This window comes from Burkholderia sp. NFPP32 (assembly GCF_900119325.1).
Classification (GTDB): domain Bacteria; phylum Pseudomonadota; class Gammaproteobacteria; order Burkholderiales; family Burkholderiaceae; genus Burkholderia; species Burkholderia pyrrocinia_C.
This window is the reverse complement of the sequence record NZ_FPJP01000056.1, coordinates 1-7,244: the sequence shown is the minus strand read 5'-3', so window position 1 is coordinate 7,244 and position 7,244 is coordinate 1. Positions and strand designations below refer to the sequence as shown.

5 protein-coding genes and 2 pseudogenes are annotated in these 7,244 nt (G+C 58.4%); 3 read left to right on the top strand and 4 right to left on the bottom strand.

Annotation, left to right across the window (positions count from 1 at the left end; translation table 11 throughout):
• Nucleotides 1-560: nucleotide-binding protein (locus tag BT264_RS36835; protein ID WP_072467075.1), on the bottom strand; the 560-nt coding region annotated here is incomplete at its 3' end.
• 9 nt (nt 561-569) lie between these two features.
• Nucleotides 570-1,031: a hypothetical protein gene (locus BT264_RS36830; protein ID WP_072444840.1), complete on the bottom strand. Its 462-nt coding sequence runs from the start codon at nt 1,029-1,031 to the stop codon at nt 570-572.
• A gap of 673 nt (nt 1,032-1,704) precedes the next feature.
• Between BT264_RS36830 and BT264_RS36825 the strand changes: the two genes are divergently transcribed.
• Together BT264_RS36825 and BT264_RS36820 are read left to right on the top strand one after the other, a co-directional pair.
• Nucleotides 1,705-2,763 carry an IS110 family RNA-guided transposase gene (locus tag BT264_RS36825; RefSeq protein WP_072445441.1) on the top strand — a complete coding sequence of 353 codons (1,059 nt, stop codon included), beginning with the start codon at nt 1,705-1,707 and terminating at the stop codon, nt 2,761-2,763.
• A gap of 874 nt (nt 2,764-3,637) precedes the next feature.
• Nucleotides 3,638-4,060, top strand: a pseudogene (locus BT264_RS36820) (error-prone DNA polymerase); the annotation flags it as partial.
• Between the two features lie 153 nt (nt 4,061-4,213).
• Here the strand turns inward: BT264_RS36820 and BT264_RS36815 are convergent.
• A pseudogene (locus BT264_RS36815) lies at nt 4,214-4,971 on the bottom strand (IS5 family transposase).
• A gap of 115 nt (nt 4,972-5,086) precedes the next feature.
• Between BT264_RS36815 and BT264_RS36805 the strand changes: the two are divergent.
• A complete protein-coding gene (locus tag BT264_RS36805) occupies nt 5,087-6,514 on the top strand; it encodes an IS4 family transposase (RefSeq protein WP_072445443.1) in 1,428 nt (475 codons plus the stop codon).
• 440 nt (nt 6,515-6,954) lie between these two features.
• On the opposite strand, the gene BT264_RS36795 is transcribed toward BT264_RS36805, so the two are convergent.
• Nucleotides 6,955-7,244 (bottom strand): transposase (locus tag BT264_RS36795; RefSeq protein ID WP_143156772.1); only part of this gene is annotated, 290 nt, incomplete at its 5' end.

Genomic DNA, 7,244 nt, shown 5'->3' with positions numbered 1-7,244 from the left:
GCAACGCGATCCGCAAGGTCGGGAAAATCCAGTGACTGGCCCTGTGCCTCGACAGCCTTGCGCAGTTGCGAGTCCCGATACAGGGTGAATTTCTCCGACGGACCGAAATACCCATTGCGCACAACGTGCGTGTCCGCATTCGAGAATGTCGCACGGAACTTGAGCAGCAGTTCGAGACTGTCGCGCTGCCGGTTGATGACCCACAACACGACCAGACGTCGCGCCAGTTCATCGAGCGTGCTCGCGAGCGTCTCGCCATACTGCGCGACACCCGTCTGGCTCCGCGCTGCCGTATTTACGACAACGGTCGCATCCCGGCGCATATCGCAGAAATTGACGAAGTCGATCCAGCCGCTGACGTCGTCCAGATCGCACGACGCGCATTCGATTTCGTCGTGGACCGCTTTCATGACATCGGGATTGGACGTGTCCGTCTCCACCAGCACGACATCAACATCCGTCTCTCGCAGGTAGTCGACCAGCGCCAGTGTCACGACGCTCTTGCCCACACCGCCCTTGCTGCCGCCGACCATATAGATGGGGGGATTTTCCGTTGCCATACGGGACCTCTACAAATTTTCGGTATCCGGGCTGATCGGAAATCCGAGAAAGCCCTGTACCTGTTGCCCCGGCTTGGTTACCCCCTTGTCCCCCTTTTGCTGTAATCCCGTGCGCAACGGGGTATCGCGTGGAGGTTCGGCTTGCGCTGATTTTCTGCCCCGGGCTGGCGCCGCCACCTGCTCTCGCGCCGCGTCCCGACTGCCCCGTCGCATCCGCCCCTTTCCGTCGACGCGGCGCATCGCATATCTGAGGGAATTGAGACTCACGTCGATGCCTTCCTGCGCAGCCTGTTCGATCAGTTCAGACAGCGTGTACCCCTTTCCCCGCGCCGACACGATCTGTGTCCGTATGAATTTGACGCCCTCCCCCACCTTGACCGGTTGCTCGTCTTTCGCTTTTTCCGGCAGCGCATCCAGTCTGCGTCCGAGTGACTCCCACTGCCCTCGCGTGAAACTCCTGACACCCGACATGACTCACTCCGATGCACGACCTTCACATCATCTTGCGCACGCGTTTGCGCGTCGTCAACACCCGATTCATGTCACTTTCGATGAGGATGGAATACATCGGAATACTTAGGAGCATTCCGGAACAATAAATATTTTTCTGACTACACCAGAGCTTTCCTCGACTCACAGTGAAGGACGACCAGAACGCATTCGATGTCGCTGCCCAGCGAACACCATGCTCATCCGTCTCGTCCCGTTTTTGCCACACCGACGCCAAGCATGTGCATTCGACTTGCGCAGACGCCCACGGCCCTGCGAATGCAGATCAAACATCAGTGCCACCTGCGTTGAACGGATGACGCGTCAAATACACGCTGCACCTTATCGGGCATTGACACGTTCTCGCCAAGTCTCTACATCCGATACCTTCGTGACCGATCGGCCATGCACGCGCATGCCGACTTCTTCGCGTCGCCGCGTTAAACGCATCGCGCACTGCGATTACACGGATGTGAATCTCGGTTGTACGTGGCTTGTACATCGTGCGCGCGAAAGTCACACCCAGCACCGAAAACAACGTGAAAATCGAGGAACTGAATATCAGGGACTTTCGGCGCGGCGACGCGCCGCTAGCGCGCTCGACGGCCCATGTCGCACAATCGTGCCGTCTTCTCCCGAATAACGAGGTGAACTCATGAACAGCCCCTTCACGATCGGAATCGACCTGGCCAAAGAGGTCTTCGCGATCTGCGTGCTCGACGATCGCGGCACGGTCCTCGAACGACGCGTACTCCGCCGTGCCGCATTCGAACGCTGGGCCGAGCAAGCGCCGGATGGAATCATCGCCATGGAATCGTGCAGTTCGGCCCATCACTGGGGGCGCTGGTTCGCGGCCCACGGTCATGTAGTACGCCTGATCGCGCCGGAGTTTGTTACCCCATTCCGCAAAGGCGGCAAGAACGACGCTGCGGATGCCGAAGCCATCGCCGTTGCAGCTCGTCAACCCACGATGCGATTCGTCACTGTCAAGACGGTCGAACAGCAGGCCATCTTGAGCTGGCACCGTGCCCGCCAGGGATGGGTCGACGAGCGTACCGCATTGATCAACCGCCTGCGGGGCCTGCTCGCCGAGTTCGGTATCGTGCTGGGCCGCTCCCGCTCGACGTTGCGCACCGCGCTACCCCGCCTCACCGAGGATGCGCGACTGCCCATGCAGGTCCGAGCGCTTGTACTGGAAGCGCGCGAGCAGTTCGTCGCCCTCGATGCGCGCGTCGCGCGCTGCGACGCCGAGATTGCCGCGCATCTGGTCGACAATGCCCCGGCCCAACGCCTGCGCGCACTCCTCGGCATCGGGCCGCTTACGGCCAGCGCGCTCGTCGCCACGGTCTCCAATGCGTCCAGTTTCAAGAACGGCCGGCAATTCGGCGCCTGGCTCGGTTTGACGCCCCAGCAGCACAGTTCCGGTGGCAAGGCCCGACTAGGCAAGGTGACCCGGCACGGCGACGGCTATCTGCGAGGGTTGCTCGTGCAAGGCGCGCGCAGCGCCCTGCAGTCGGCCCTGCGCTGTCTGCCCGAGCGCCTCTCCCGACTCGGGTGCTGGATCGTCGATTTGTTTCACCGCAAGGGTTATCACAAGACGCTCGTCGCGATCGCGAATAAACACGCCCGCATGCTATGGGCGATGCTGGCGCACGACGAAACCTACGATCCGCTCGCCTGGCAGCGCCATCGCGCGCCGGCGGCGACCGTGTAGTACCGCGTACTTCCTTCCCCCACGCTGCACCGTGCAATAGCAACATGAGGTCAGACCGAACGGGAGCAAACCCCGGCTATCCTGCTGGCCAGCCCCATGCGCTGCGGGTGATCGCCGCTGCGCGGGTTGCGTCTCGGATTGAATTGGGAGCTCCCGTGCGGCTTCGATATGATGGCCCATGCCGGCAGTTCTGGCGTGACAAGGCCGATTACAGGGATGCAGTCTGCCACCTCTACTGCTAGGCACACACGCAGCGACTACCGTCTCACGACGAAGGAATAGCGAATCACGCAGAAATTAAACACAAGGTCGTACCGTGCCGAACAAACGTCGTGCGCAGAAGTCCACGCCTTCGCGCAAGCTCTCGCGCACGTCCGCGAAGTCAGGTGGGTAGCAAACCGCGCAAATACGATGCGCATCGTGTGCAAACCGTGTGCATGCGCTGCGCAAGAACGATGCGCAAAAAAACGCGTCACGCGTACAGCAACCGTGAGCTGGCAACGCAAATAGATTGTGTAACCCGTGTGCATCAAAACACATAAGGAGGCAATCGTCTGCAATCCAAAAACTCTGGTTGACACAACGCGAAAGTCCTTACAGCAGGATAGGCTTGCGCCGGTATTCGGCGCCATGCACATGGAATCTTGCCCTCATCGGTGAGCGGTCAAATCGTGAAGGTTCAATCTTCGGTGTCAGTCAGCAGATTCGCGTCGCAGTCCTGCCCGTCATGGAAAACGAACATGCTTGAAACCATCCGTGTCTCATCGTCGACATGAAATTCGATCACGGTCCGGCTGCGGAAACAGGTGACGCGGCCCAGAAAGGAGATCGTCATGCTTCCGGCCGCATACAGGAAAAGTGGCGACGTTCCCTGGAGAACCACGCGGCCAGCTTCGCCTTACTCGTCTATTCGAGCGCGTGGCTGCGCCACCACGAGCCGGCCGTATTCCTCGCGACGCTTTTGAAGAGCCAGCAGATTGATTCCTACACTCCGTCGCAACTGCTGCTGGACGCACGGCGCCGTGGCGTCGAGGTGCTTCCTGTCGACGTTCACGTGAGCACGTGGGATTCTGCGATCGAAGGACCGACGACGTCGGCGCCCGTGCGCCTCGGCTTCTCACTGTTGAACGGCATGCGCGAGGACACGTCCGACCGCATCTAGCTCGCGCGCGGTGCGACCGTTCATCGACGTCGCGGATCTTGCGAGCCGGACGCAACTGATCGACACGACCCGCAGGTGCCCGAACGGTGCATGGAACTTCGATACGAGGGATCGAACGGCAACCATGCATCCGTTCGACCAGGGAATTTTCCGCGAGTGGCGAGCGCCTCAACAACCAGACCTGCCTGATTTCTATTTCACAATCATTGACATTCCGTTCGTACCTGACTGATTCCATACGCGATTCACGTTCGGCGAAAATAAGTTCGCTCGATCACTAGGGTCTGTTCACATTCTCACCAGCGGTCCGAAGGCGCAGGCAAGCACCGCGAAGGCTAGATAGTTGCCGGCGAGCTTGTCGTAACGAGTGGAGACGCGACGAAAATGTTTGATGCGATTGAAAAAGCGCTCGACGATGTTCCGAGTTCGATACAGCACACGGCTACAGCGACGCTTGGTCTTTCGATTCGAGCGTGGCGGAATAACGGCTTTCGCACGCGCGGCGCGGATGGTGTTCACAAAGGCATCCGAGTCATAGCCTTTGTCGGCAATCACGGCGCCCATGCGCAGATGCTCGACCAATTCGTGTGCACAGGAAATGTCCGAAACCTGTCCTTCGGTGGCGATCATTCGCAGAGGTCGCCCGGCTTCATCGACAGCCAGATGCAGCTTGGTCGTCAGGCCGCCGCGCGAACGCCCGAGCGCTTGCGGGCCGCTTTTTTTCGAGCACCGGCCAAATGCTGGTGGGCTCGCACGATGGTCGAGTCGATCAGCACGCGTTTGATCTCCGTCTCGTCGGACACCGCATACGCCACGCGTTCCCACACACCTTTGCGACACCATCGCGAGAAGCGCATGTACACCGTATGCCAACGGCCGAATTCGCTCGGTAAATCGCGCCATGGGCAACCCGTTCGGCCGATCCAGAGAACGGCTTCGACAAACCAGCGATTGTCGGCCGCCGTTCGACCAGGATCGCCTTCCTTGCCCGGTAGTACAGACTCTATTCGTGCCCATACGTTGTCGCTCAATAACGTTCGGATCACCTTGGCCCGCTTGCGCAAAAGACAAGATGTAAACACATTTCATCGACTTGAAATTACCCACATCTCAAGCAGAGATTCTGTTAACTTCAGAGCGTTTAGGATATCAAAATGATAGATGAAAAGAACGGAACAAGAAGACGACGAATCGTGGATGGGGCAGGAGATTGCGCTGAGCGAATTTCGGGATGCTCGCCTTCGCAAGCGATTTGGTTTGCTGCTGGAGCGATTGTGGAAGGGCATGGGACAGACCATTCCGCTTGCCTGCCAGGACTGGGCCAACACCAAGGCAGCCTATCGATTCATGGACAATGACCGCGTCAATGAGCAAGATATTCTGAGCGGACATTTCCAGGCTACTGCGCAGCGTTTTTCCACGACTGAGGGACCGATTCTTGTACTTCAGGACACCACCTCGTTTTCGTACGAAAGAGAACGTCCCGAGCTAATTGGTTATGCAAGTAACACACTGACCGCGGCCAAGCGATACGGTCGTGATAAGGCAAGCCCGCAATACGGCATCCTGATGCATTCAAGTCTCGCGGTCACAACTGAAGGTTTGCCACTCGGGCTAGCATCTATCAAGTTCTGGAGTCGCAAAGAGTTCAAGGACACCGCGAGGAAGCGCAGCAAAGTCAATTTCACACGCATACCGATCGAGAAGAAGGAAAGCTACCGCTGGATTGAGAGCTTGCGGCAGTCAACAGCGCGACTCGGTGATCCCGAACGCTGCGTGCATATCGGAGACCGAGAAAGCGACATTTTTGAACTGTTTTGCTCTGCCAGCGAGCTCGGCACACATTTTCTGGTGCGGACCTGCACGAACAGGTTAGCCGGCGACGGCGAGCATACCGTTGCAGACGAAATGTCAGAGGTGCGAGTGAAGGGATTGCACCGGATCGAATTTCGCGACGCCAAAGGGCGTCCTCATCAAGCGCTTCTGGAGATCAGATATCGACGCCTCACGATTTGGCCGTCCGTCGCGAAGCAGCGGCACTATCCGGCACTCAGGCTGACTGTCATCCACGCGACGGAGTGCGGCGACCCAGCGGAGCGGCCTCGTGTCGAATGGAAACTTGTCACTGACCTGCCGGTGAACTCACGTTCAGACGCAATCGAAAAGATCGACTGGTACTCGATGCGCTGGAAAATAGAAACGTTTCACAAAAATCTGAAATCTGGCTGCAAGGCTGAAGAGTCGCAGTTGCGTACAGCCGGCCGGCTGACCAACCTGATCGCCATCTTCTGCATCCTTGCCTGGCGGGTATTCTGGCTGACCGAGATCAATCGATCTGCACCCGAGACCCCGCCGGAGGTGGCGCTTACCGCAACCGAGGTGATGCTTCTTGATCAGCTCGTCAAGGATACGGCACGTACTGCACAGGAGCCGCCCCTGTCTCGCAGCCTTATCAAACTCGCCCAACTGGGCGGCTATCTTGCACGCGCCAACGATCCCCAGCCAGGGAATAAGGTCATCTGGCGCGGCATGCATCGTCTTGTCGAAATTCAGATCGGATACTGGCTCGGGCGGGAAAATAGTGGGTAATCACAAGATTTCATCGAATGTAAACAGACCCTAGTGCGAAGATTGTCGCATGGCCTGGTGATTGAGACGTTGCCACATTCGATTCAGGTACTCCGCATCAGCAACCGTCGACGCTGGCCGAGGGCGCAGCCGATCTTGATCTTCGACCCGGCTGCCGTGCATACGAGGCGCGCGATCGACGAGGCGCCGGTTGTACCGCAGATCACGTGTATGTCGGTGCTGGCAGTCGTGACAATTTGAATGCAGCCAAACATTCGAGCGCCTACGAGTGCAAGTGCGGTCCGTGTTTTCGGCATCCCTGTCAAGCAGTTATCCATTTCTTCTCGTGCGGATAGTCTTACTGTGTCAATAAATCAGCATTGGACGCTGAACAAAACGGACATCGCTGGAGCCGGCGCGCGATGTATGCAGCGATACGCCAGCGCAGTGTGGTTATGGAATCAGCCACGTGGCGCTGCGCGCGCTGGGGACCCGCGTGGCACGTAATCCGAGGGTAAGGCAAACGGGTCGCGGATCGCGGAGTTTTTTTTACTGTCGCCTTGAATGAGGCGTTGAGCAACAAGAAACCCATAGGCCGCAATACACAACGATGCATGGTGATGGAATCCACGCCAGCCACGTCCTTCGAAGTGTCCCAGGCCGAATTCCTGCTTGAGATCCTGATAATCTCGCTCGATACGCCAGCGCATCTTGGCAACATGGACCATGCGTTCGAGCGTCGTGTCTGGAG

Bases quoted from the DNA above. Each gene is read 5' to 3' on its own strand.
- BT264_RS36805 (WP_072445443.1), top strand. From the start codon at position 5,087: ATGAAAAGAACGGAACAAGAAGACGACGAATCGTGGATGGGGCAGGAG.
- BT264_RS36825 (WP_072445441.1), top strand. From the start codon at position 1,705: ATGAACAGCCCCTTCACGATCGGAATCGACCTGGCCAAAGAGGTCTTC.
- BT264_RS36830 (WP_072444840.1), bottom strand. From the start codon at position 1,031: ATGTCGGGTGTCAGGAGTTTCACGCGAGGGCAGTGGGAGTCACTCGGA.